27 protein-coding genes and 1 tRNA gene are annotated in these 25,137 nt (G+C 46.5%); 8 read left to right on the top strand and 20 right to left on the bottom strand.

Going from position 1 to position 25,137, the window contains the following annotated elements; all coding sequences use genetic code 11:
• Positions 1 to 55: 55 nt before the first annotated feature.
• The 4 genes from KIT90_RS18015 to mutY form a co-directional block, all read right to left on the bottom strand.
• Positions 56 to 131, bottom strand: a tRNA-Phe gene (locus tag KIT90_RS18015).
• Between the two features lie 109 nt (positions 132 to 240).
• Positions 241 to 1,371 (bottom strand): membrane-bound lytic murein transglycosylase MltC, encoded by a 1,131-nt coding sequence (gene mltC, locus KIT90_RS18020; protein ID WP_009705536.1) that lies wholly within the window; start codon positions 1,369 to 1,371, stop codon positions 241 to 243.
• An 86-nt stretch (positions 1,372 to 1,457) separates the two neighbouring features.
• A complete protein-coding gene (locus KIT90_RS18025) occupies positions 1,458 to 1,730 on the bottom strand; it encodes an oxidative damage protection protein (RefSeq protein ID WP_005436530.1) in 273 nt (90 codons plus the stop codon).
• 19 nt (positions 1,731 to 1,749) lie between these two features.
• Positions 1,750 to 2,826 (bottom strand): A/G-specific adenine glycosylase, encoded by a 1,077-nt coding sequence (gene mutY / locus KIT90_RS18030; RefSeq protein ID WP_285377901.1) that lies wholly within the window; start codon positions 2,824 to 2,826, stop codon positions 1,750 to 1,752.
• Between the two features lie 203 nt (positions 2,827 to 3,029).
• Between mutY and trmB the strand changes: the two genes are divergently transcribed.
• The 3 genes from trmB (at position 3,030) to glsB (ending at position 5,812) form a co-directional block, all read left to right on the top strand.
• Entirely contained in the window at positions 3,030 to 3,749 is a 720-nt protein-coding gene (gene trmB, locus KIT90_RS18035; RefSeq protein WP_005449665.1) for a tRNA (guanosine(46)-N7)-methyltransferase TrmB, read from the top strand.
• 11 nt (positions 3,750 to 3,760) lie between these two features.
• Entirely contained in the window at positions 3,761 to 4,789 is a 1,029-nt protein-coding gene (locus KIT90_RS18040) for a TRM11 family methyltransferase (protein WP_045389737.1), read from the top strand.
• 102 nt (positions 4,790 to 4,891) lie between these two features.
• The gene (gene glsB, locus KIT90_RS18045; protein ID WP_005425799.1) at positions 4,892 to 5,812 is read left to right on the top strand and encodes a glutaminase B; all 921 of its coding nucleotides are present in this window, start codon (positions 4,892 to 4,894) and stop codon (positions 5,810 to 5,812) included.
• A gap of 132 nt (positions 5,813 to 5,944) precedes the next feature.
• Here glsB and hemW read toward each other — a convergent pair whose 3' ends face one another.
• The 7 genes from hemW to KIT90_RS18080 form a co-directional block, all read right to left on the bottom strand.
• Positions 5,945 to 7,117, bottom strand: a complete 1,173-nt coding sequence (hemW, locus tag KIT90_RS18050; protein ID WP_285377902.1) for a radical SAM family heme chaperone HemW — start codon at positions 7,115 to 7,117, stop codon at positions 5,945 to 5,947.
• 18 nt (positions 7,118 to 7,135) lie between these two features.
• Complete coding sequence (locus KIT90_RS18055; RefSeq protein WP_285377903.1) at positions 7,136 to 7,738, bottom strand: XTP/dITP diphosphatase; 603 nt, start codon at positions 7,736 to 7,738, stop codon at positions 7,136 to 7,138.
• Positions 7,739 to 7,843: 105 nt separating this feature from the next.
• A complete protein-coding gene (locus tag KIT90_RS18060; protein ID WP_005425804.1) occupies positions 7,844 to 8,275 on the bottom strand; it encodes a DUF4426 domain-containing protein in 432 nt (143 codons plus the stop codon).
• Positions 8,276 to 8,333: 58 nt separating this feature from the next.
• Complete coding sequence (gene yggU, locus KIT90_RS18065) at positions 8,334 to 8,624, bottom strand: DUF167 family protein YggU (RefSeq protein ID WP_005425805.1); 291 nt, start codon at positions 8,622 to 8,624, stop codon at positions 8,334 to 8,336.
• The gene (locus tag KIT90_RS18070; RefSeq protein WP_005425806.1) at positions 8,624 to 9,181 is read right to left on the bottom strand and encodes a YggT family protein; all 558 of its coding nucleotides are present in this window, start codon (positions 9,179 to 9,181) and stop codon (positions 8,624 to 8,626) included. Before KIT90_RS18070 ends, yggU begins: the two co-directional genes overlap by 1 nt.
• A gap of 53 nt (positions 9,182 to 9,234) precedes the next feature.
• Positions 9,235 to 10,053, bottom strand: a complete 819-nt coding sequence (gene proC / locus KIT90_RS18075) for a pyrroline-5-carboxylate reductase (protein WP_020197220.1) — start codon at positions 10,051 to 10,053, stop codon at positions 9,235 to 9,237.
• Between the two features lie 130 nt (positions 10,054 to 10,183).
• Positions 10,184 to 10,894, bottom strand: coding sequence for a YggS family pyridoxal phosphate-dependent enzyme (locus KIT90_RS18080; RefSeq protein WP_009705542.1), 711 nt, complete (start codon positions 10,892 to 10,894; stop codon positions 10,184 to 10,186).
• A 28-nt stretch (positions 10,895 to 10,922) separates the two neighbouring features.
• Here KIT90_RS18080 and KIT90_RS18085 point away from each other — a divergent pair, with 28 nt between their 5' ends.
• Both KIT90_RS18085 and KIT90_RS18090 read left to right on the top strand, forming a co-directional pair.
• Positions 10,923 to 11,963, top strand: a complete 1,041-nt coding sequence (locus KIT90_RS18085; protein WP_005436511.1) for a type IV pilus twitching motility protein PilT — start codon at positions 10,923 to 10,925, stop codon at positions 11,961 to 11,963.
• Between the two features lie 31 nt (positions 11,964 to 11,994).
• Complete coding sequence (locus tag KIT90_RS18090) at positions 11,995 to 13,101, top strand: PilT/PilU family type 4a pilus ATPase (protein ID WP_005436509.1); 1,107 nt, start codon at positions 11,995 to 11,997, stop codon at positions 13,099 to 13,101.
• A gap of 61 nt (positions 13,102 to 13,162) precedes the next feature.
• Here KIT90_RS18090 and ruvX read toward each other — a convergent pair whose 3' ends face one another.
• From ruvX to metK, 8 genes are all read right to left on the bottom strand, one after another.
• Positions 13,163 to 13,588: a Holliday junction resolvase RuvX gene (ruvX, locus tag KIT90_RS18095; RefSeq protein WP_005436506.1), complete on the bottom strand. Its 426-nt coding sequence runs from the start codon at positions 13,586 to 13,588 to the stop codon at positions 13,163 to 13,165.
• A 51-nt stretch (positions 13,589 to 13,639) separates the two neighbouring features.
• On the bottom strand, positions 13,640 to 14,203 hold the full coding sequence (locus KIT90_RS18100; protein WP_005436504.1) for a YqgE/AlgH family protein: 564 nt from the start codon (positions 14,201 to 14,203) through the stop codon (positions 13,640 to 13,642).
• 129 nt (positions 14,204 to 14,332) lie between these two features.
• Positions 14,333 to 15,283: a glutathione synthase gene (gene gshB, locus KIT90_RS18105; protein ID WP_005425823.1), complete on the bottom strand. Its 951-nt coding sequence runs from the start codon at positions 15,281 to 15,283 to the stop codon at positions 14,333 to 14,335.
• A gap of 14 nt (positions 15,284 to 15,297) precedes the next feature.
• Entirely contained in the window at positions 15,298 to 16,029 is a 732-nt protein-coding gene (rsmE, locus tag KIT90_RS18110; RefSeq protein WP_005436502.1) for a 16S rRNA (uracil(1498)-N(3))-methyltransferase, read from the bottom strand.
• Positions 16,030 to 16,175: 146 nt separating this feature from the next.
• Positions 16,176 to 16,871 carry a deoxyribonuclease I gene (gene endA / locus KIT90_RS18115; RefSeq protein WP_050919060.1) on the bottom strand — a complete coding sequence of 232 codons (696 nt, stop codon included), beginning with the start codon at positions 16,869 to 16,871 and terminating at the stop codon, positions 16,176 to 16,178.
• A gap of 150 nt (positions 16,872 to 17,021) precedes the next feature.
• The gene (locus KIT90_RS18120; protein ID WP_005436498.1) at positions 17,022 to 17,519 is read right to left on the bottom strand and encodes a SprT family zinc-dependent metalloprotease; all 498 of its coding nucleotides are present in this window, start codon (positions 17,517 to 17,519) and stop codon (positions 17,022 to 17,024) included.
• Positions 17,520 to 17,586: 67 nt separating this feature from the next.
• Entirely contained in the window at positions 17,587 to 18,384 is a 798-nt protein-coding gene (locus KIT90_RS18125) for a DUF2189 domain-containing protein (protein WP_009705547.1), read from the bottom strand.
• Positions 18,385 to 18,667: 283 nt separating this feature from the next.
• Positions 18,668 to 19,822: a methionine adenosyltransferase gene (metK, locus tag KIT90_RS18130; RefSeq protein ID WP_078608169.1), complete on the bottom strand. Its 1,155-nt coding sequence runs from the start codon at positions 19,820 to 19,822 to the stop codon at positions 18,668 to 18,670.
• 368 nt (positions 19,823 to 20,190) lie between these two features.
• On the opposite strand from metK, the gene tkt reads away from it, so the two are divergent.
• Positions 20,191 to 22,185, top strand: coding sequence for a transketolase (gene tkt / locus KIT90_RS18135; RefSeq protein WP_045480184.1), 1,995 nt, complete (start codon positions 20,191 to 20,193; stop codon positions 22,183 to 22,185).
• Positions 22,186 to 22,236: 51 nt separating this feature from the next.
• Here the strand turns inward: tkt and KIT90_RS18140 are convergent, their stop codons facing one another.
• Positions 22,237 to 22,473, bottom strand: a complete 237-nt coding sequence (locus tag KIT90_RS18140; RefSeq protein ID WP_005534899.1) for a hypothetical protein — start codon at positions 22,471 to 22,473, stop codon at positions 22,237 to 22,239.
• A gap of 198 nt (positions 22,474 to 22,671) precedes the next feature.
• Between KIT90_RS18140 and epd the strand changes: the two genes are divergently transcribed.
• Positions 22,672 to 23,709, top strand: a complete 1,038-nt coding sequence (gene epd, locus KIT90_RS18145) for an erythrose-4-phosphate dehydrogenase (RefSeq protein ID WP_038891914.1) — start codon at positions 22,672 to 22,674, stop codon at positions 23,707 to 23,709.
• 153 nt (positions 23,710 to 23,862) lie between these two features.
• Positions 23,863 to 25,023 (top strand): phosphoglycerate kinase, encoded by a 1,161-nt coding sequence (locus KIT90_RS18150; RefSeq protein WP_005436484.1) that lies wholly within the window; start codon positions 23,863 to 23,865, stop codon positions 25,021 to 25,023.
• Positions 25,024 to 25,137: the final 114 nt, after the last annotated feature.

Genomic DNA, 25,137 nt, shown 5'->3' on the forward strand with positions numbered 1-25,137 from the left:
CGGCGTACCGTTTTCTTTTTAACTGTTCGTGCTAAGCACCAACAATTTTAAATCGTGGTGCCCGGAGGCGGAATCGAACCACCGACACGAGGATTTTCAATCCTCTGCTCTACCGACTGAGCTATCCGGGCAACGGAGCGCTATTAAACGGATTTTCCCGCTTTTCGTCAACCACTTTTTTTAAATAATTTCAAAAAAGTGGTTGTTCGAACGCTTTTTATTCAACTGTCGGTAAAAAGTTTATCCTGCGTTAAATTCCTTTTTGAAATTTGTAACTTTTTCTAGGTAACGGCGTGCTTCTGCATTCGGATGTTTCTTGGTTAGCGCCCAATAAACTTGGTTTGGTTGCAAAGAATTCAAATCTTGCATGGCGCGTTTGCGATCTGTGCGGTGGAAAGTGTTCAAAACACCACCAGTTCCGCCGTTGTAAGCAGAAATCATGCTGTATTCCAACGAGGTTGGGTGTTGTACATCTTTCAAATAACGGTTTTTAAGGATGTAAAAGTAAGCCGTTCCGGTATCAATGTTGTTTTCTGGATTAAACAAATACTCAGGGCTTGGTTGTCCCGAACGATTCTTCACCAGCTTAAATACGTCACGCCCTGCTGTTTTTGGTACAACCTGCATCAATCCATACGCATTTGCCCAGCTTACTGCATACGGGTTAAAGCTACTTTCGGTTTTGATGATGGCGTAAATCAGATCTTCAGGAATATCGTATTTCTTCGAGGCGCGACGCACGATGTCTGCGTATTGGTAACTACGTTGTGAGAAGTGATCTTCTACCATTGGGATTTCAACGTAGTAGGCTTTCTTGAAATCGACATCTTTGGTTTTGACTTGGTTAGCAATCAAGTAATCGGCAAAACGATTTGCGCGCCATGACCATTGAATGGGCTTTTTGTCTTGATCAACGACTTGATTGTAAAGAAAGGGCTGGCCTTCCAGTTTGATCTCTTTAGAGGAGAATAGATCGACACTGGCTGGATCGTCTGGTGTCAAAAGGGTTGTGATGATAGCGTTCTTGAGGTGTTTTTGTGGTTCGGTTGGAGAAACCGTCTCGATAGTAATCACACCTTTTTGGAAATCGACTTCGGCACGGCTCAAATAGTTATCGATATATTTGACGTAATTGCTTTTACCCGCGACTTTAACTTCGCGTTGACCCCATCGCTTTTTGATGTTGCCAGAGAAGCTACTGATCAGTGAATCTAAGGCATCGGTGTCTTTTTCAAACTGTCCTGGCAGTTCTGCTAGATTGTTGGCAAAACGGTTGGTCGGCTCGTAATCGACGTCATAAATCTTTTCTACGAACTCACGGCTACAACCTGCCATTAAAAGGGCAGTAGCGATAAAGGCGATTTTTTTCATAACTATTGAGATGGCTTTGTGGTCTCTAATATAAAAATGACACCACAAGTTTGGTTGTGATGTCATTGTTTTAAAACAAGTTTGCTTTATTCGCTTGGTGGCGTGTAGCCCTCAATGTGAACCTCTTTGCCTTCGAAAAGGAAGTTCACCATTTCTGTTTCAAGCTGTTTACGGTGCTCTGGATCCATCATGTTGAGCTTCTTCTCGTTGATCAACATGGTTTGTTTCTGTTGCCATTGAGCCCAAGCTTCTTTCGAGATGTTATCGAAAATGCGTTTACCTAGTTCACCTGGGTAAAGTTGAAAGTCTAGACCTTCGCCTTCTTTCTTTAGTCGAGCACAAAAAACAGTGCGGCTCATAATGACTCCTTGCAATTAATTAACGAAGTTCGTGGGGTAGCGCTTCCAGTAGCAGTTTTACTGGTGCAGCTAAACCGACTTCTTCAGGTTTAGATAAGTTATACCAAAGACCTTTGTTACCTTCCATCACCACATTGGGTTGCTTTGACAGGTCAATCAAAATCGGTGTGATATCGAGATGGTAATGGCTGAATGTATGACGAAACGTAATCAGAGTTTCTTGATGTTTAATATCGTCGGCTTGAATACCACGTTGTTCCAGTAGCAATTCAATATCACTTTCAACATCAATATGCTCAGTTTGTGGAAAGCAAAATAGCCCGCCCCAAATTCCCGTCTGCGGTCTTTGTTCTAGCCATACTTCGTGACTATCACCATTTTTGTGATGCAGCATAACGAAACGTGTTTGCTTAACCGGTTTGTCTTTTTTCGGCTTCTTACCCGGATAATCAAGCACATTACCTTGTTTTTTTGCCACACAAAGATCGTTGACTGGACACAAGGTGCATTTAGGCTTGCTGCGGGTACACATCATGGCACCCATATCCATCATGGCTTGATTGTACTTGTCGACGTCGGTTTGTGGCGTGTGCGTTTCTGCGATTTCCCACAATTGGTTTTCGACTTTCTTTTGTCCAGGCCATCCATCCACGGCAAAACAGCGTGAAAGTGTGCGCTTTACGTTGCCGTCTAATATCGCATGTGGCTGTTTATAGACAGACGAAAGAACCGCAGCGGCGGTGGAGCGACCAATCCCCGGTAGGGCATTCATCTGCTCTAGGTCTAGAGGAAACTCACCATTGTATTTATGGGCGACCTCTTTTGCGGCTTTATGAAGGTTACGAGCACGTGCGTAATAACCCAAGCCGGTCCAAAGGTGCAGCACTTCATCTTGCTCAGCATTGGCAAGATCGACCACGGTCGGGAAGCGCTCCAAAAAGCGTTGGTAATAAGGGATAACCGTAGTGACCTGAGTTTGCTGAAGCATGATTTCAGACAACCAGACACTATAAGCGGTCTTGTTTTGTTGCCACGGAAGATCTTTTCTTCCATATGCGTCATACCATTCTAAGATGGCACTGGCGAAAGGTGTCACGACTTGCTCTGTATTCTATTATTGGTTAGGAGCAAAATTGCACCACAGATTGTGGTGTAAGTACAACAGATAAACTGTGGGGATATTGTGTCTGGTTTGTTTGCTTTTGGGCTGCCATAGTCCGATAGCTCAACAAATACTTGCACCTAAGTGAATTCTTTGGATAATCCCCGCTTTGATTAATCAATGTGCAGGCAAAATCAATGAGTGAAGTAACCACTAACGAATACAACGAAGACGGTAAAATGATCCGTAAAATCCGCAGTTTCGTGCGTCGCGAAGGTCGTCTAACTAAGGGCCAAGAAAATGCGATGAACGAATGCTGGCCAACAATGGGTATCGACTACAAAGCTGAACTTCTTGATTGGAAAGAAGTATTTGGCAACGATAACCCAGTAGTGCTTGAGATCGGTTTTGGTATGGGTGCTTCATTGGTTGAAATGGCAAAGAACGCGCCAGAGAAAAACTTCATCGGTATCGAAGTGCATAGTCCAGGCGTTGGTGCTTGTCTTGCAGATGCTCGCGAAGCAGGTATCACGAACCTACGTGTAATGTGTCACGATGCGGTAGAAGTATTCGAACACATGATCCCAAATGGCAGCCTAGCAACGCTACAACTGTTCTTCCCAGACCCATGGCACAAAAAGCGTCACCACAAGCGTCGTATCGTACAGCTTGAGTTCGCTGAAATGGTTCGTCAGAAGCTTATCCTTAATGAAGGTATCTTCCACATGGCGACAGACTGGGAAAACTACGCTGAGCACATGATTGAAATCATGAACCAAGCACCTGGTTTCGAAAACATCGCTGAAGAAGGCGACTTCATTCCTCGTCCAGAAGAACGTCCACTGACTAAATTTGAAGCTCGCGGTCACCGTCTAGGTCACGGTGTGTGGGATATCAAATTCAAGCGTACTGCTTAAGGAGCCAGTAGATGTACCACTACGCGATATTAGCGAATCCGGGTCATAACCGTATTTACTTTGATAGCGCAATGACGATTGCATGTTCTGAGCTGAAAGCGATTTTGGCGTCGGAAGGTGTTGAAGTAACTGAAATTGGCAACAAAGACGTAGGTCTGCCTGCTGCACTTGTGTTCTCTTGCGAAACTGAACTGAGTGAAGCACAGGCTGGCAAGATTGCTGCGTCATCTATCTACTACGCGCTATTTGAAGTGCGTGAAGATGGCTTATTACGTCCAATTCAGGCGCCTGCATTCAATACTTTCCCTGAGAGCATGAGTCAGATCCTGCGTTACACAGGTAAAACAAACGAGCAGTTTACGCGTTTGATGGTGAACCTAGGCGTCAGTGCTGCCAACACGGGCAGTGCGAAATTGACGCTGATGGATCCTATGTGTGGTAAAGGTACAACACTGTTTGAAGGTTTGATCCACGGCTTGAACGTTGTGGGTGTTGAGATCAACCAGAAATGGGTTCAAGAGATCCAAACCTTCATCGTTAAGTTCATGAAGAACGGTCGCTTTAAGCACAAAGTGAGCAAAGAAAAGCGCACTTCTGGTGGTAAAAAAGTGGCAGATGGTTTCGTGGTTGAGGCTGCAGCAGACAAAGACGATTACAACAAAGGTAATCTTCAAACTATGAAGTTGTACTCAGCAGATACGCGTATTGCAGATCAAGTTGTGAAGAAGAACTCGGTAGATGTGATGGTGTCTGACTTGCCTTACGGCGTGCAGCACGGCAGCAAAAATGCCAAAGACAGTAAGCTGAACCGCAGCCCATTGGAGCTTCTAAAAGAGGCTCTGCCTGCATGGAAAGTGGTTCTGAAGAAACAGGGTTCTGTGGTGCTGTCTTTCAACGAATTCACTTTGAAGTGGAAAGACGTGGCGGCATTATTTGAAGAGCAAGGGTGGAAGGTACTTTCAGAAGAGCCTTACATCGGTTATCTTCACCGTGTTGATCAATCCATCAACCGCAACATCATTGTGGCAATAAAACCATAATCGACTTGAGTCGAATAAATTCCATGGAAAAGCCAACGTCCGCGTTGGCTTTTTTTACCTCTGAACTCAGCTATTTGGGTTCTTGTGACAAGAAGGTAGAAGATGAAACCTACAGCGCAAATTTTGACAGACATTCTAGCGGAAGTTCGCCCTTTAATTGGTCAAGGCAAAGTCGCCGACTACATTCCCGCATTGGCAAAAGTACCCAATACCAAACTGGGTATTGCGGTATACACCAATGAAGGTGAAGTGATTAAAGCGGGCGATGCAGAAGAGTCGTTTTCGATTCAGTCGATCTCAAAAGCGTTGAGTCTGACTCTGGCAATGTGCTTGTACAAGCAAGAAGAGATCTGGTGTCGTGTAGGTAAAGAGCCTTCTGGTCAGGCGTTTAACTCGATGATCCAGTTAGAGATGGAGCAGGGCATTCCACGTAACCCGTTCATTAACGCTGGTGCTATTGTGGTTGCTGATTTGCTGCAAAGCCGTCTCTCTGCGCCTCGTCAGCGTCTATTGGAATTTGCTCGTCAGCTATCTGGTGACACTCATATCGTGTACGACAAAGTGGTTGCAGCTTCTGAAATGATGCATGGTGACCGTAACGCTGCGATCGCGTATTTGATGCGTTCATTTGGTAACTTCGAGAACGAGGTTATCCCCGTTCTGCAAAACTACTTCCATGCGTGTGCATTGAAGATGAGCTGTGTCGATCTGGCGAAGACCTTTAGCTACTTAGCCAATAAAGGCACGTCGGTGCAAACGGGTAAGCCTGTGGTATCACCAACGCAAACCAAGCAGTTGAATGCATTGCTCGCAACTTGTGGCTTGTACGATGGTGCTGGTGAATTTGCTTACCGCGTTGGTATGCCGGGTAAATCAGGTGTTGGTGGTGGCATCATCGCTGTCGTACCGGGTGAAATGACGATTGCTGTTTGGTCTCCAGAGCTTGATGCATCTGGTAACTCACTCGCTGGTACTAAAGCGCTCGAACTACTTGCTGAGCGTATTGGTCGTTCGATTTTTTAGAAGAAAGATGCGAGATGCGAGCACGGACTTCATCCTATAGAGCGCTTTGCTTCGAGAAAGGTTCTTACAATCAAAAGGGTTGACCCTAAAGCCAACCCTTCCATCATTTTTCTCGAATCTCTATTCCCTTTCTTATTCCTCTTCCGCCATAAAGGCTTCAAGCAAGTCATTCAGGAACAGCTTACCTTTCTCGGTAATTTGCCAGTGAGTCTCTGTCTCACTCAGGTAACCCATCTCAAGCGCCCAATCGATAGTCTCTTGAATTGAGCTCAACGGCAGACCTGTTGTATCGATGTAGTCTTGTTTCGGGCACGCTTCCATTAAGCGGAAACGGTTCATAAAGAACTCAAACGGGCGATCTTCATCAGCCACAAGCTGTTCACTATCCAAGTACGGCTTCACCATGTTTTGGTATGCCATTAGATAGCCACGTGGGTGCTTGACCTTAGTTGTACGAATGATGCGGCCATCAGCAAAGCTTAGCTTACCGTGTGAACCGCAACCAATGCCAAGGTAGTCACCAAAGCGCCAGTAGTTCAGGTTATGCTGGCACTGATAGCCCGGCTTGCTGTAACCCGAAATCTCGTACTGAACGTAACCTGCCGCTGCGAGTTTCTCATGTCCTTGCTCGAAGATATCCCACAAGTCATCGTCATCTGGCAGAGTCGGTGGCTTGTAGTAGAACATGGTGTTGGGCTCGATGGTCAACTGATACCAAGACAAGTGCGGCGGCGCCAACTCAATCGCTTTATCCAAGTCTGCTAAGGCTTGTTCGATGCTTTGATCAGGTAAGCCGTGCATGAGATCGAGGTTAAAGCTGTTCAAACCGATTTGGTGTGCCAGCTTAGCAGCATTGACGGCTTCGTCTTGACCGTGAATGCGCCCCAAACGCTCAAGCTTCTGTTGCTCAAAGCTTTGCACGCCGATAGAAATGCGCGTTACACCAGCCTTGCGGTAGCCAACAAAACGCTCAGCTTCGATGGTGCCTGGGTTGGCTTCCATGGTGATTTCGATTTCAGGCTTGAACGGAATTCGCGCTTCAATGCCCTTAAGCAGACGCTCGATGCCTTCTGCCGAAATCAAACTCGGCGTACCACCACCAATGAAGATTGAATGCAGGGGACGTGGCGCTTCGCTGAGGCGGTATTTCTCAATGTCGGTATCCAAATCTTCAAGAAGAGCATTGATGTACTCTTCTTCTGGGATCTCGGCTTTGAGTGCATGAGAGTTAAAATCGCAATACGGGCACTTTTGTACACACCACGGGATGTGTACATACAAGCTCAGTGCTGGGGGCGTTAACATGGTCTAATTCGCTCGTGATTACTGAGACACTTGCTCAGACAGTTGAGCAAACAACGATTTGAGTGCTTTACCGCGGTGAGACAGTTGTTTTTTACGTGCTGGCTCAAGTTCGGCAGACGCGCAGTTGTCTTCAGGTACGAAGAAGATTGGGTCGTAGCCAAAGCCATTTTCACCGTGTGCTTCAGTTAGAATGCGACCTTCCCACTTACCGTGACAAACGATAGGGGTTGGATCGTTCTCGTGACGCATCAAAACCAATACGCAGTGGAAACGAGCGGTGCGCTCTGCTTCTGGTACGCCTTCCATTGCTTTAAGTAGCTTCTCTAGGTTCTCTTGGTCAGAGGCTTTTTCACCTGCGTAACGTGCAGAGTAAATGCCCGGAGCACCTCTCAAGAAATCGACTTCTAAGCCAGAGTCGTCCGCAATCGCAGGAAGACCTGTTTCTTGTGCTGCATGGCGAGCTTTGATGATCGCGTTTTCGATGAAAGTGGTGCCAGTTTCTGCTACTTCAGATACGTTGAATTCACTTTGCGCCAATACTTCAAAACCGAAGTCGGACAGCAAATCTGCCATCTCGCGAACTTTGCCTTGGTTGCCTGTTGCTAGCACTATCTTTTTCATGGTCGTCTCTTTCTGTAGCGATAAAGGGAGAACGCAGTGTTCTCCCTGATTAAATTGGTTCTGGGGTTATGATGTTCTAAAAGCTTTTAGATCATCACAACCCAATTACTCTTCGACATAAAATTTCTGGGTGAATTTAAGCTTACCTGAGCCTTTGTTTCCAGCTTTAACGTCAATATCGAAGGTAAAAGTTTCTTCGTTAGTAATACCGAGCTCTGCTAGGTAGTAAATCGCATCGCCTTCTTTCACTTCACGGAAGGTGAGCTTTTGTGTTTGACCGATAAGGTTCTTCGCCTGACCACTGATTTTAGCTTCAACGGCAGGTTTACCCAGAGAGGCACTATCGAGCACGCTGATGTTCAGTACGGCATTGTAGCCATTACGCTTGATATCGTAGCTACGGGCGATCTTGGGAGTTAAAAAGGTCGAGTTAAACGCGATGTAGTGGACCTCGATGTCTTTCATGGTTTTGAACTGACCAGCCATGCTTGGTAAAGACAACAGGCTGATCAGTAGGGCGGTAATCCATTTGCTCATTATCACTTCCTCGAATCGGGCGTTTATTATTGGTACGAATTTCGTAAATAAAAAGCCATCAAATGATGGCTTTAATTTCTGTTGGTATTTGTACTGGGGATTCTATCCGAATTTGTTTATGACGTCCCAGTTCACCTTTTTCTATGTGAACCAAACCTTTAGCAACTTTAAATTGTTTGGCTAAAAACTTAGTTAGGTGTGCATTCGCTTTACCATCGACAGGCGGTGCGGTGATGGCAATTTTGAGCTCTTCACCATGCAAGCCGACGATCTTGTCGCGGCTTGCTTTTGGTTGGATGTAGAGCCGAAGCACCACATCCTCGCCATCATGCCAAACTGCTTCTGACATTATAGTTGGTACCAGATAGGACCAATCATGTCGCCCATCAGGAAGTTAGCAAATTGCAGACCAATGAACAGCACAAGCACGCTCAAGTCGAAGCCGCCCATTGCAGGGATGATGCGACGGATTGGCGCTAGCATTGGTTCAGTGAGTTGATGGAATACGTACTCGATAGGGCTGCGACCTTGGCTAACCCAGCTTAGGATTGCGCGGATCAATAGTACCCAGAACAACAAGCCGCCAGCGGCTTTAATCAGAGACAATAAGCCTAGGAATAGGAAATCCATGCTGAATGAAACCGAACCACTAGAAGCGATCAGGATCAGCGCAACAAACTTAAGCACACAAAGTACGTAAGCAAACAGTACCGTCGCTAGGTCGATGCTGCCGATGGATGGGATCACGCGGCGCAGCGGTCCTACAACCGGTTGGGTTGCTTTGACGATGAACTGCGAGAATGGGTTGTAGAAATCTGCACGAGCAGCTTGCAACCAAATACGCAAAATCACGACCATGATGTACAGGTCAAATAGGGTTGAGATGAGAAAACTCATTGAATTCATAAGGTACCCTTAACAAGTAAGTGAGTGACACAGAGTGGGTGCCACTCAAGTCATTAAAACAGTTTTTCCATTTCTTCAGCACGAGCAACCGCAGCTTGCATTGCTTTTGCCACAATATCAGACAGTTGGTGCTCGTTGAACGTACGTAGCGCTTCTGCCGTTGTGCCACCTTTTGATGTCACGTTCTCGCGTAGCGTTGAAAGCTCAGTTTCTGGATTTTCCACTACCATGCTTGCTGCGCCAAGTGCTGCTTGCTGAACCAACGTGCGAGCCGTGTCTTTATCAAAGCCTTGAGCAATCGCTTCTGCTTGCATCGCTTCCATAAACAGGAAGAAGTAAGCCGGTGCGCTGCCTGCCGCTGCAATTACGTTATTGATGCCAGATTCTTGTTCAACCCAGCATACCTTACCGCAGGCTTGCATTAGCTCTGCTGCGAAAGCTTTATCTTGTTCTTGCACATATTCAGGCGCGTAAAGCCCACTCATGCCCAAGCCAAGTTGCGAGGGTGTGTTTGGCATCACGCGAACCAAGTTGAGCTTAGTCGCTAGCATGTCATCCAAACGTGAACAGCTGATGCCAGCCGCAATAGAGATAACCAGTTTATTGCTGAAGTCGATAGATTGCAGTGGTTTACACACTTCTTCCATCATTTGTGGCTTCACAGACAATACCACAACATCCGCTTCTGTCGCGGCTGCGATGTTATCGCTGGTGGTACGGATACCAAAGTCTTGCTCAAGAGGTTGGCGACGCGTCTCAGATGGGGCGGTCGCAATGATGCTCTGTGCAGGGTAGCCATTTGCTACAAGGCCAGAAACAATCGCTCGCACCATGTTTCCCGCGCCGATAAAGGCAATCTTTTTATGTTCCATATGTCTGATTTCCAAATATAAATTCTTACAATTTGTTGTGCGCTCAGGTGTATAATTGCGTCACTTTATTCTGGCTACCGAAAGAGACGGCAGTCAGGCTCAAATTCACAGTGTCTAACAACGATTCGCTTTATTGCTTTTTGCTGTAGTCGCGCGCGCCAAAAATCGCTGTGCCGATGCGCACCATGGTGCTACCTGCTTCGATTGCTGCATCCATGTCGCCGCTCATCCCCATAGATAGCGTATCGACATCAGGGTATTGCTGAGCTAGCTTTTGCTTTAGCGCTTCCAGTTGCTTAAATGCACGAAGTTGTGATTCGTAGTCTGGTACGTTGGCAGGAATCGACATCAACCCTCTTAACGTGAGGTTTGGAAGGCGAGAAATCAACTCAGCCAGCTCGAATATTTCTGCATCGCTGACGCCTGATTTTGATTCTTCACCACTGGTGTTTACTTGAATCAGAACTTGCAGCGGTTTTAGTTCGCTAGGACGTTGGTCATTGAGGCGTTGAGCGATCTTAGCGCGATCAACGGTGTGAACCCAATCGAAATGTTCAGCAACAGGACGTGATTTATTGGATTGAATAGGACCAATGAAGTGCCATTCGATTCGATTATCTGGATAATGCTCGGCAAAGTGCTGAACTTTACTGACGCCCTCTTGGACGTAGTTCTCACCAAATGCCAGCTGGCCACCTTGGTAAGCTTCGAGAATTGCCTCGACAGGTTTAGTTTTGCTTACTGCTAGAAGTTGCACGGACTCTGGAGAACGACCGCATTTTTGTTCGTCGTGTCGAATTTGAGAGGTGATATGTTCAATGTTTTGTTGAATACTACTCATAGCTGTACTTTAGACTTAAGGATTTTAAATGGATATCACTGAGTTACTGGATTTTAGTGTAAAACATAATGCTTCGGATCTACATCTTTCTGCAGGTGTACCACCAATGGTTCGTATTGATGGTGATGTGAGAAAGCTGGGCATTCCAGCGTTTACACACCAAGAAGTGCACCGTTTGGTTTTTGAAATCATGAACGATGCGCAGCGCAGTGAGTTCGAAGAAAAACTCGAAGTCGATTTCTCATTTGAATTGCATAACGTTGGCCGCTTTCGTGTCAACGCTTTCAACCAATCTCGCGGTTGTGCGGCTGTGTTCCGTACCATCCCAAGCAGCATTCCAACACTGGAAGAGCTAGAAGCTCCAGAGATCTTCAGAAAAATCGCTAACGCCGAGAAAGGTCTGGTACTGGTTACTGGCCCAACGGGTTCTGGTAAATCGACGACCTTGGCAGCCATTGTTGACTACATTAACCGTAATCACAATAAGCACATCCTAACAATTGAAGATCCAATTGAATTTGTTCACAACAACAATAAGTGTCTGATCAACCAACGTGAAGTACACCGTGATACACACAGCTTCCAAAACGCGCTGCGTAGCGCATTGCGTGAAGACCCGGATGTGATTCTAGTCGGTGAGATGCGTGACAAAGAAACCATCAGTCTAGCACTGACAGCGGCTGAAACTGGTCACCTTGTTTTCGGTACACTACACACGAGTTCTGCGGCGAAAACCATCGACCGTATTATCGATGTGTTCCCGGGGAGCGATAAAGACATGGTGCGCTCGATGTTGTCGGAATCTCTGCGTTCGGTTATCGCGCAAAAACTTTTGAAACGTAACGGCGGCGGTCGTATTGCGTGTCATGAAATCATGATGGCAACACCGGCGATCCGAAACCTTATCCGTGAAGATAAAGTCGCGCAGATGTACTCGATCATTCAGACCGGTGCGGCGCACGGCATGCAGACCATGGAGCAAAATGCTCGTCAATTGATGGCGCAAGGCATGGTGTCGCGTGAAGAAGTGGACAAGAAAGTTGAAATTGAAGCGCAGCAATTCTCGTAACGAATCACACAGGTAATAGCGAATACGGACGATGGATCTGAATAAATTTCTCGAAGGCATGTTGGCGTTAAAAGCGTCGGATCTCTATATCACTGTTGGTGCGCCGATCTTGTTTCGTGTCGATGGCGAACTGCGCCCGCAAGGCGATAAGCTGACTGAAAATGATGTTGCTGTGTTACTCGATAGTGCGATGGATCCGGAGCGACGTCAGGAGTTTCGTAAAAGCCGTGAGTCGAACTTTGCCATTGTCCGTGATTGCGGTCGTTTCCGTGTCAGTGCCTTCTTCCAACGTGAATTGCCTGGCGCGGTGATTCGTCGTATCGAGACCAATATTCCGACTTTTGAAGAACTTAAACTTCCTTTGGTTCTGCAAGACCTTGCGATTGCAAAGCGTGGTTTGGTGCTGGTGGTTGGTGCAACAGGTTCTGGTAAATCAACGACTATGGCCGCGATGACTGGCTACCGTAACAGCAATAAAACGGGGCATATTCTTACGGTAGAAGACCCGATTGAATTTGTGCACGAGCATAAGCGTTGTATCGTGACCCAGCGTGAAGTGGGCTTGGATACCGACAGCTATGAAGTAGCGTTGAAGAACTCACTGCGTCAAGCGCCAGACATGATTTTGATTGGTGAGATTCGTAGCCGAGAAACGATGGAATACGCAATGACCTTTGCTGAGACGGGCCACTTGTGTATGGCGACACTGCACGCCAACAATGCAAACCAAGCGCTTGAGCGTATTCTGCACTTGGTGCCGAAAGACCAGAAAGATCAGTTCCTGTTTGATCTATCGATGAACTTAAAAGGTGTGGTAGGTCAGCAGTTGATCCGTGATAAGAACGGTCAAGGTCGTCATGGTGTGTTTGAGATCTTGTTAAACAGTCCACGCGTTTCGGATCTGATCCGCCGTGGTGACCTGCATGAGTTGAAAACGACCATGGCACGCTCGAATGAATTTGGGATGCTGACCTTTGACCAGTCACTCTACAAGCTAGTGATGCAAGGTAAGATCAGTGAAGAGGATGCTTTGCACAGTGCTGATTCAGCTAACGATCTGCGTTTGATGTTGAAGACGCAGCGCGGTGAAGGCTTCTCAACGGGTACGCTGGCGAACGTAAAGATCGATATGGATTAATCCATTCCAGAAACGAAAAAGGTTGGCATCTGCCAACCTTTTTTCATTGTACTTGAAGTGTTTACTCACCCCAAAGGCTTTCAAACCAGCTCTCAAGAATCACGACCGCTGATTGGCAGTCGATATTGCCTTTCGATAGTGCTTTGTAGCCACCCATACTGAATAGCTCTGAGCGTGCTTCGGCTGTCGATAGGCGCTCATCATGCAATTCAACGGGTAAGCCGTAGCGACCTTGTAGGCGATTAGCGAACTTCTTCGCTCGTGGTGTGATGGTTTCTAGAGCTTTACCGTGCAAATCGGTAGGCAGGCCAACGACCAATAAATCCGGTTGCCACTCTTTAATTTGCTTCTCGATATCATCCCAGTTTGGAATGCCGTCATTCGCTTTGAACGCTTTGAGCGGGGATGCGGTTCCCGTGATTTCTTGTCCGATGGCGCTACCAATGCTCTTGGTACCGAAATCGAAAGCCATAATAGTGCGTGACATAAGGTGTCTCGAATCTAAATCAATAAAAATAAGTTGTCGCGGGAGAGCGCGTTACGCATGCCCAGCATCGGAAGATAACTGGCTTGGATCGATGCCCAATTTCTCAACGGCTTTTTTCCAACGGTCAATGATAGGTGTCTCAAAGATGATCTCTGGCGTCGCCTCAATGGTCAACCAAGAGTTCTCTACTAGCTCAGCTTCTAACTGTCCTGCACTCCAACCGGAGTAACCCAGCGCCACGAGGTAATCACTTGGTTCCGCTTCAGTACCGAGTACCGACAAGATGTCTTTAGACGTGGTAACCGTGAGCTCATCAGTCATTTGAATGCTTGATTCGTAGTAGTCTTTTGGTTTGTGCAGGATGAACCCGCGATCTTCAGAAACAGGTCCACCATTGTAGACGGGTCTATCTAAACTTGCTTCGAACAATCTAGGGTGCACGGGTTGCACTTCGACTTGCTTGAGCATGTTACCAACCGTGATATCGACGGGTGCATTGATCATTAACCCCATCGCGCCCTCTTCGTTGTGTTCACAGACGTAGATAACGCTATTCTGGAAGTAGGGATCTTTCATTCCCGGCATCGCAACTAAGAAATGGTTTGTGAGGTTCATTCTCATCTCGACCTTAATTGGGCTATTAGAAACACTTAAGCAAACACCATGCTTGCAACCCTAGGGTATGTGCATGAGTTTGCTTAAGTTACTGCACAACGCTCTCTATTAACTGTAATACAGTTTGAGTTATTCGCCTTTTACGCGGCGTTCAATTGCGTCCATTAGCTTGCCAGTGATGGAAATGTCAAAAGCTGCTTCGATTTCGCGAATACAAGTTGGGCTCGTTACGTTGATTTCTGTTAGCTTGTCGCCAATCACGTCAAGACCCACAAAGATAAGCCCTTTTTCTTTCAGTGTTGGTGCGACTGCTTGAGCGATCTTCATATCAGTTTCGCTAAGTGGACGAGCTTCACCTGTACCGCCTGCTGCTAGGTTACCACGCGTTTCGCCTTTTGCAGGGATACGAGCAAGGCAGTAAGGCATTGGCTCACCGTCAACCACTAGGATACGCTTATCACCATTGCTGATGTCTGGCACGAAGGTTTGCGCCATTGCGTAGTTCTGGCCGTGGTTTGTTAGCGTCTCGATGATTACCGATACGTTTGGATCGTTCTCTTTCACGCGGAAGATAGATGCGCCACCCATACCATCAAGTGGTTTTAGGATCACATCACCGTGTTCTTCACGGAAAGCTTTAATCTTCTCTGCTTTACGCGTCACGATGGTGGTTGGCGTTAGCTCTGGGAACCAAGCGGTGAACAGCTTCTCGTTACAGTCACGTAGGCTTTGTGGCTTGTTCACGATCAGTGCACCTTGCTCTTCAGCGCGCTCAAGGATGTAAGTTGCGTAGATGTACTCAGTGTCGAACGGAGGATCTTTACGCATTAGTACGGCATCAAGCTCAGACAGTTCGATAGTCTGCTCAGATTTGAATTCGTACCAGCCGTTTGGATCTTCTTTGAGCTCAACTACTTTGGTGTCTGCGATCGCTTTACCTTGGTCGAGGTGCAGATCGTTCATTTCCATGTAGTGGATTTCGTAGCCGCGGCGTTGCGCTTCAAGCATCATGGCAAAGCTAGAGTCTTTCTTGATGTTAATGGACGAGATTGGGTCCATTACAATACCGAGTTTGATCATTATTTTTCTCCGTTTTAACCAAGATCGCCGAAACGAACTTGTAAGGCTGTAATTGCTGTCAGAGCCGCGGTTTCGGTGCGCAGAACGCGAGGGCCGAGTAGCGTCTCTTCAAATTGGTATTCGCGAGTCATGTCGATTTCGTCAGAAGATAGACCGCCTTCAGGGCCAATCAATAGACGAACTTTTTCAACCGGTGTTGGCAGGGTATTGATTGAGTATTTCGCTCGTGGGTGTAGGTTAAGCTTCAAGCCATCGTATTCTTCCTGACACCACTCTTCTAAGCTCATGATAGGGCGAATTTCAGGTACTACATTACGGCCACATTGCTCACAGGCACTGACCGCGATTTTTTGCCACTGAGCGAGTTTCTTCTCGAAACGTTTTTGATCCAGTTTTACGCCGCAACGTTCAGAGATAAGCGGTGTAATCGTATTTACGCCAAGCTCTACGGATTTTTGGATGGTGAATTCCATCTTGTCGCCACGTGAAATCACCTGACCAAGATGAAGGTCAAGCGGTGATTCAATGCTGCTTTCTACGCGTTCAGAGATCTCAACCATCACATTCTTTTTGCTGACTTCGCTGATGACTGCTGGGAATTCTGCGCCGCTGCCGTCAAAGAGCAGGACTTCTTGACCTTCTTTCATGCGAAGTACGCGACCAATATGGCCAGCTGCATCGTCGCTAAGAGCAATAGCGCCAAGTTGTTGAATGGTTTCTGGATGATAAATTCGAGGGATACGCATTGTGTTTCGATTTCCTGCATACGCGAGTGTTTAGACACTAACATGGATGCTTTCCAGCGAAAAAACAAGGGGCAAGAGGCGTTTCCATTACAGTAAATGACAACGCCTCGTATAGCGGAGGTGTACTGCGGTAATTGCGGGAAGAATTACAGCGCGCGACAAGCCTCTTGAACGAATGGGTTGTGGTTGCCTTGAATTTTAGCAATGCGTTCATCACGCTCACATTCCCACTTGTCTACTGGATAGGTTTTGTTCCAAGCACTCATCAATTGAGTTTGCTGCTTCGAAAGTTTAAAACCGTATTCTTTGCTCATGTACAAGTAAGTGCGGGCAATTGAACCACGTGCGCGATCGGGCGGCATTACTTTACGTTGCTTAAAGTTTACTTGCATTTCACAACGGCCGTAGCTGACGCCATCCATGCCATTCCACTGACTGAAGTTGTAGTTAGAGCGGTCACCGTTTACCTCTCCGATAGCTGGAGTTAGGTTGTGGAGATCGGCTTCCATAGATTTGAAGACTTTGTCGTTTCTTGTGCAGTTTTTGCGTCCACCATTTTGCCAACACTGACGCTGGTGGCCGAACTGCCATGCAGGAACCACGTGTTCCCACTCGATGCGTGATGCGCGTTTTTCTTGCTTACGCACTTGATAGCCACAAGAAGAGAGATCCGGCACGCCCTTTTTGCCTTGCCATTTTATGTCACAACCACAGTAGAAGCTGGTTGGGTGATCGGCGTAGATTTTTACCGCTTCGCGCTTGGCCGCGGAAAAAGAGCTTGGAGGTGCAGCAATCGCTGCACTAGAAAGTGCAAGCAGCAATAAAGAGAAAAGATATTTCATGATTAAAGTCTTTATAAAGTATGACTTTATTCATTCTAACACGCACAAATTAGCTTTAGTGATGAGCAAACCAACAATAACAGGCAAAAAGAGACACTTTGAGAGCGAATGTCTCTCTTTCTGGAATAGAAAAGTAGGAAATTTGTGCTGTTAGGAGAGCTGAGTTCCCGTGAAATTCAGCGGTTGGCGGCATTTTTGGCATGAGTATACCGCTTCTTTACGCTGCACTTTGTTGTGACGACGAATTGAAAGTGGGTAGGTCATACAACCACAACGGTATTCAAAAGTTTTACCTTGAACAGAGGCCACATCAAAGCTGTGAGTGGTTTTGGCTGGTACTTTGAATACCGCCTCCATAACACCTTGCCATTCTTTCCCGTGTGGGCGAACGCGACCGTAAACTTGGTAGGTAATCAAGTGGGCGACTTCGTGAGGAATAACCTCTTGGATAAACGCTTGTGGATTTTCGCTGAACAGTTTTGGATTCAAACGGACTTCATTCAATTGCAAATACGCTTTACCCGCCGCTTTGCCACGTACATTGAAAGTAAGAGAAGGAATAGGAAAAGAACGCTTGAAAGCTTGCTCTGCCATCGCGATGCAATCTGCCATCACTTGCTTGGCTTTGTAGCTCAGTTCTATATCCACAACTCACCCCATTTACTCAATAAAAAAGCCCCCGCGTTTGCGAGGGCCGGATCATAACATCTGTTTTCTAAGGCGTGTGTTTTTTCTTAATCGTCGCATGGTAAGCATGCCATGTACCATAGCCTAAGATTGGCATGGTGAAGAGCATACCAATACCGTACGTCGCAAAGCCGATTAAGATACCGCCACAAATAATCGCAGCCCAAACAATCATCGCTGGGATGTTGGATTTCACTGCGTTAAAGCTGGTGAACACTGCGGTCATCATATCGACACGGCGCTCCATCATCAGCGGTATTGAGAAAGCAGAAATACTGAAGACTACGCAAGCCAAGACAAAACCAACAATTGAGCCAATAACCAAGAAAGGCAAGAATTCAGTCAGTGGTGCGCCTTGTACTGAGGGGTATAGCGCATGGAGCAGGGCAGCAATTCGCATCCAGAAAATCATACATACCGCGAGCATCACAGCAAATGCCCATTGAGAGCTGGAGTTTCGTCCGATGGCTTTCATTGAATGGAACAAACTTGGTTTGTGTCCGCGTTCTCTCTCCCAACTTGCATCATATAATCCGAGCGCTAAGAAAGGGCCGATTAACATGTAAACAATCAGGCTTGGCATCACGACGAGATGCGTGCCTTGCCACTGAACCAGAAGCACGATACCAATCGCAGCAGCCATAAAACAGATGCCGTAAAAGGCACTGATGAGCGGCATGCGGACAAAGTCATGCAGACCCAACGCGAGCCAATGGAATGGTGCCGATAAGCTAACGGTATTGCATGGAATGGTTCTGGCGTATTCATTATCTGGAACTTCCTTTCGTTTACCCTGGAAGTCAGACGGGTTAACGGTACGAGGCATAACTCCTCCTTGATTTATTCCCACGGTGGCACCTAGGCCATATAAAGATGTTTGGCTGACGTTTGTCATGACTCTTTTAGCCACGTGAGCCTGCATCATAGTTCTTTACGTTATATACATCGAAAAGTGCATTTAACATTATGTTAACTATTGGCGGAGATGGGGCAATTTACAAATAATTGCTGAATTTTTGTTCAAGGAAAAAGTGAGAAGGCAGAGAAGGGGGCAGAAACAAAAAGCCCCCGCCAGAGGCGAGGGCTTTATCGATTCTTGTGTGGCTCGATTACTTGATGCCAGCGAAATCGCGTAGGATAGCTGCTTTATCTGTAGCTTCCCATGGGAACTCTTCGCGACCGAAGTGACCGTATGCTGCTGTCTGCTTGTAGATAGGTTGAAGCAGGTTAAGCATTTCTTGTAGGCCGTATGGACGTAGGTCGAAGTTTTGACGAACCGCTTCAATGATGATTTCGTGTGATACTTTCTCAGTACCGAACGTTTCAACCATGATAGACGTTGGATCAGCAACACCGATAGCGTATGAAAGTTGGATTTCACAACGGTCAGCCATGCCAGCTGCTACGATGTTCTTCGCTACGTAACGTGCTGCGTAAGCCGCGCTGCGGTCTACTTTCGATGGATCTTTACCAGAGAATGCACCACCACCGTGACGAGCTGCGCCGCCGTATGTATCTACGATGATTTTACGACCAGTTAGACCACAATCACCCATTGGACCACCGATAACGAAACGGCCGGTTGGGTTGATGAAGAAGTTAGTGTCTTTAGTAATCCACTCTGAAGGTAGTACTGGCTTGATGATCTCTTCCATTACTGCTTCACGTAGGTCAGGTGTTGTTACTGAATCACAGTGCTGAGTTGAAAGAACAACAGCATCGATACCAACAATCTTACCTTGGTCGTATTGGAACGTTACTTGAGATTTCGCATCTGGGCGAAGGAAGTCTAGTTTACCGCTCTTACGAACTTCAGCTTGTTTCTTAACAAGTAGGTGAGAGTAAGTAATTGGAGCTGGCATTAGAATGTCAGTTTCGTTCGTTGCGTAACCAAACATGATGCCTTGGTCGCCTGCGCCTTGCTCTTTAGGATCCGCTTTATCAACGCCTTGGTTGATGTCTGGAGACTGCTTACCGATGGTGTTTAGAACCGCACACGAGTTCGCATCAAAGCCCATGTCAGAGTGAACGTAACCAATTTCACGAACTGTTTCACGAGTGATTTCTTCGATATCAACCCATGCAGAAGTCGTTACTTCACCACCAACCATAACCATGCCGGTTTTAACGTAAGTCTCACAAGCCACGCGTGCTTTTGGGTCTTGCTCAAGAATTGCATCAAGAACTGCGTCAGAGATTTGGTCTGCGATTTTATCTGGATGACCTTCTGATACCGACTCAGAAGTGAACAGGTGCTTAGCCATGATAGCTCCAATCTTAAGGTTTACTCATGGCTAACTAACGCAAGCTTGCCACGAAAAATACAATACAGTTTGTAGGTGTTTCTACATCTAGACGTCTATTTTAATTTCCCACAGTCGAATTACAAGCTCTTTTTCGATTTGAATTCGTCTAGCTTATTACCCAATCGTTTGCTTTTGATGGGGTGAATTTTTCATAAATTGCCCATTAACTGCGAAAAGATTGAGTTAAAACCTCAAAAATGGTGAGTAAAACGTTTGCAGTCAGATTTTGGCTCTGAGAGAATATTGCCCGCACTTTTGTACTTGGTTCACTCAGTGAAAGTGCCCACATTCCTTTATCAATTCGCTTAATGCACTCAGGAGCAGACATGTCTTCTCGTAAACATCTGGCAAATGCAATCCGCGCTCTTAGCATGGATGGTGTTCAACAAGCTAACTCTGGCCACCCAGGCGCACCTATGGGTATGGCTGATATCGCTGAAGTTCTTTGGCGTTCTCACCTAAACCACAACCCAGCTAACCCAGAGTGGGCTGACCGCGACCGTTTCGTACTGTCTAACGGCCACGGCTCTATGCTGATTTACTCTCTACTGCACCTGAGCGGTTACGAGCTGTCTATCGACGATCTTAAGAACTTCCGTCAGCTTCACTCTAAGACTCCTGGTCACCCAGAGTACGGCTACGCACCTGGTATCGAGACAACAACAGGTCCTCTAGGTCAAGGCATCACTAACGCTGTTGGTATGGCAATGGCTGAGAAAGCGTTGGCAGCTCAGTTCAACAAAGAAGGTCACGACATCGTTGACCACTTCACTTACGTGTTCATGGGCGACGGCTGTCTAATGGAAGGTATCTCGCACGAGGCATGTTCTCTTGCAGGTACACTAGGCCTTGGCAAACTGATCGCATTCTGGGATGACAACGGCATCTCTATCGACGGTCACGTTGAAGGCTGGTTCTCTGATGACACACCTAAGCGTTTTGAATCTTACGGCTGGCATGTAATCCCTGCTGTAGATGGTCACGATTCTGAAGCGATCAACGCAGCAATCGAAGCGGCGAAAGCAGACCCTCGTCCAACACTTATTTGTACTAAAACTATCATCGGTTTTGGTTCTCCAAACAAATCAGGTTCTCACGATTGTCACGGTGCGCCACTAGGTGCGGAAGAAATTGCAGCAGCGCGTGAATTCCTAGGTTGGGAACACCCAGCATTTGAAATCCCTGCAGACGTATACGCTGAGTGGGATGCGAAAGCAGCAGGCACTGAGAAAGAAGCGGCTTGGAACGCAAAGTTCGAAGCGTACGCAGCAGCTTACCCTGCAGAAGCAGCAGAGCTTAAGCGTCGTCTAAACGGCGAACTTCCTGCACAATGGGAAGAGAAGACAAGCCAAATCATTGCTGACCTTCAAGCTAACCCAGCAAACATCGCATCACGTAAAGCATCTCAAAACGCACTAGAAGCGTTTGGTCAAATGCTTCCAGAATTCATGGGCGGCTCTGCTGACCTAGCGCCTTCTAACCTAACCATGTGGTCTGGTTCTAAGTCTCTAGAAGCAAACGACTTCTCTGGTAACTACATCCACTACGGTGTACGTGAATTCGGTATGACTGCGATCATGAACGGTATCGCTCTACACGGCGGTTTCGTTCCTTACGGCGCAACATTCCTAATGTTCATGGAATACGCTCGTAACGCTATGCGTATGGCTGCTCTGATGAAAGTTCAGAACATCCAAGTTTACACGCACGACTCTATCGGTCTTGGCGAAGATGGCCCAACTCACCAACCAGTTGAACAAATGGCATCTCTACGCCTGACTCCAAACATGAGCACATGGCGTCCATGTGACCAAGTTGAGTCTGCAGTAGCATGGAAACTAGCGATTGAACGTAAAGATGGCCCATCGGCACTTATCTTCTCTCGTCAAAACCTAGCGCAACAAGAACGTACTGCTGAGCAAGTAGCGGACATCGCGAAAGGTGCTTACATCCTGAAAGACAGCGATGGCAAGCCTGAGCTAATCCTAATCGCGACAGGTTCTGAAGTTGAACTAGCAGTGAAAGCAGCTGAGCAACTAACGGCTGAAGGTAAGAAAGTACGCGTTGTTTCAATGCCATCAACAGATGCATTCGACAAGCAAGACGCGGCTTACCGTGAATCAGTACTGCCATCAGACGTAACAGCTCGTATCGCTGTAGAAGCGGGCATTGCTGACTTCTGGTACAAGTACGTTGGCTTCGACGGTCGCATCATCGGTATGACAACATTCGGTGAATCTGCGCCAGCTGACCAACTGTTCGAGATGTTTGGTTTCACTGTAGAAAACGTAGTGAACACAGCAAAAGAACTGCTAGCGTAAGCTTACGAAGATAAAAGAAAAACCGAGCGTTAATGCTCGGTTTTTTTGTGCCTACTCAAATTCTTTTCCCCAGTTGTCCTTCTCTTTGTGTCCACATTCCTTACAGGTGACATAGCGATCCATATCGTAATAGTGACCGCCGTTCAGCAGGGTATGAGCCCAAAGCTTTAACGTTCCAAGAATTGATTTATCCGTATCATAACGACTTGGTTTACGGACCAGCACTTCAGAGTGTGGTGTTTCTCTATTGCATCGCTTGCAAAAGTGAGCAGCGGGAAAACCTGACATACGCATTTCCTTTGGTGGTCAAACAAGGAGCTAAAGTGCCAAGCGAAACACGTAACGTCAGAACTCAATATATTGGTGATATGAATATTCCGGGAAGTGAAAAGATAGTTTACCGCGAGTGAGATCACTTACTTAATGCGCTCAGCTTCCGTATCAGGTACTATCTGTGACACGAATTTTTGGTGAGGCGAAGGATAAATGCTAAAAGTTGCGATCAATGGATTTGGACGTATCGGTCGTAATGTACTGCGAGCAGTATATGAGAGCGGTAAGCATCAGCAGATAAAAGTTGTGGCGGTTAATGAACTTGCGCAACCCGAAGCGATGGCACATCTTCTTCAATATGACACCAGTCATGGCCGCTTCGGAAAGAAAATCTCGCACGACCAAGAACACCTCTATGTTCACCACGACAGTGGCGAATTCGATCCCATTAGAATCCTTCACCTTGCTGAAATTGAACTCTTGCCATGGCGTGACTTAGAAGTCGACATCGTGCTCGATTGTACTGGTGTTTTTGGCTCACAAGCCGACGGCCAAGCTCATATTGAAGCTGGCGCGCAAAAAGTTCTGTTTTCACACCCTGGCGCAAGCGATCTTGATAACACCATTATCTATGGTGTGAACCACGAAACCCTCAAAGATGAACACCGCGTGGTGTCCAATGGTTCATGTACCACCAACTGTATCGTTCCTATCATCAAAGTATTAGATGAGGCCTTTGGCATTGAGTCTGGCACCATCACCACGATTCACTCTTCAATGAACGATCAGCAAGTTATCGACGCTTACCACAATGATTTACGCCGTACGCGTGCGGCTAGTCAATCCATCATTCCAGTCGATACTAAGTTGCATAAGGGTATTGAAAGAATCTTCCCGAAATTTTCCAACAAATTCGAAGCAATTTCGGTCCGTGTTCCGACAGTTAACGTCACTGCGATGGATTTAAGTGTCACAATTAGTACAAATGTGAAAGTTAATGACGTAAATCAAACCATTGTTAACGCATCTCAGTGTACATTACGTGACATTGTTGACTATACTGAATCGCCGCTCGTTTCCATCGACTTTAACCACGATCCCCATAGTGCAATTGTGGATGGAACTCAGACAAGAGTGAGTAACGGGCAACTCGTTAAAATGCTCGTTTGGTGCGATAACGAATGGGGCTTTGCTAACCGGATGCTGGATACCGCCTTAGCAATGCAAGCTTCTTCACAAGTGGAGCAATAATGGTGAAGAGGCGATGGAGAAATTTTTTATTTTAAGCCTTGAAATAAATCTGACGTATCTCCATATCTGTAACCAGTTTGAAGAATTAACGGGCTTGGCAGGATTGCCGAGTTTTTAAAAACTTTAATTATTTAATATTTGAGAGGACACATCATGTCTGTAATCAAGATGACTGACCTGGATCTTGCAGGTAAACGTGTATTTATCCGTGCTGACCTAAACGTGCCAGTAAAAGACGGTAAAGTAACTTCAGATGCACGTATCATCGCATCTCTTCCAACTATCAAGCACTGTCTAGAAGCAGGCGCTAAAGTTATGGTTACTTCTCACCTAGGTCGCCCAACTGAAGGTGAATACGCTGAAGAGTTCTCTCTACAACCAGTAGTTAACTACCTAAACGACGCACTAGACTGCGAAGTTAAACTAGCGAAAGACTACCTAAACGGTCTAGAACTAAACGCTGGTGAACTAGTTGTTCTAGAAAACGTTCGCTTCAACAAAGGCGAGAAGAAAAACGAAGAAGAACTGTCTAAGCAGTACGCTTCTCTATGTGACATCTTCGTAATGGACGCATTCGGTACAGCTCACCGTGCACAAGCATCTACTCACGGTGTTGGTATGCACGCAGACGTAGCATGTGCTGGTCCTCTACTAGCGAACGAACTAGAAGCTCTAGGTAAAGCAATGGACAAGCCTGCTCGTCCAATGGTTGCTATTGTAGGTGGTTCAAAAGTTTCTACTAAGCTAACTGTTCTTGAGTCTCTATCTAAAATCGCTGACCAACTAGTTGTTGGTGGTGGTATTGCTAACACATTCATCGCAGCTGCTGGCCACAACGTTGGTAAGTCTCTATACGAAGCAGACCTAGTTGAAACAGCTAAGAAGCTAATGGACGAGTGTGCAATTCCAGTAGCAACTGACGTTGCATGTGCGAAAGCATTCGACGAGAACGCAGAAGCTGAAATCAAGCACGTTTCTGAAGTACAAGACGACGACATGATCTTCGACCTTGGTCCAGATTCAACTGCTGAACTAGCAGAAATCCTTAAGAACGCTAAGACTATCCTATGGAACGGTCCAGTAGGCGTATTCGAATTCAAGAACTTCGAAGCAGGTACTAAAGGTATCTCTGAAGCTATCGCAGCTTCTGAAGGTTTCTCTGTTGCAGGTGGTGGTGACACGCTAGCAGCTATCGACAAGTTCGGTATCAAAGCTGACGTATCTTACATCTCTACTGGCGGCGGCGCTTTCCTTGAGTTCGTAGAAGGTAAAGTACTTCCAGCAGTTGAAATGCTAGAAGCACGCGCTAAGTAATATTAGTAAAGCGGGAGTCCTCTCCCGCTTTCTTGTTTGCTGCAACGAGAGTGGAACTCTGCTAAAATAGCCTCAGTTGTGAGCAAACGTTTGCAAGATTTTCAATTTAACAAG

Source organism: Vibrio sp. B172a, from assembly GCF_030248355.1.
GTDB lineage: Bacteria > Pseudomonadota > Gammaproteobacteria > Enterobacterales > Vibrionaceae > Vibrio > Vibrio owensii.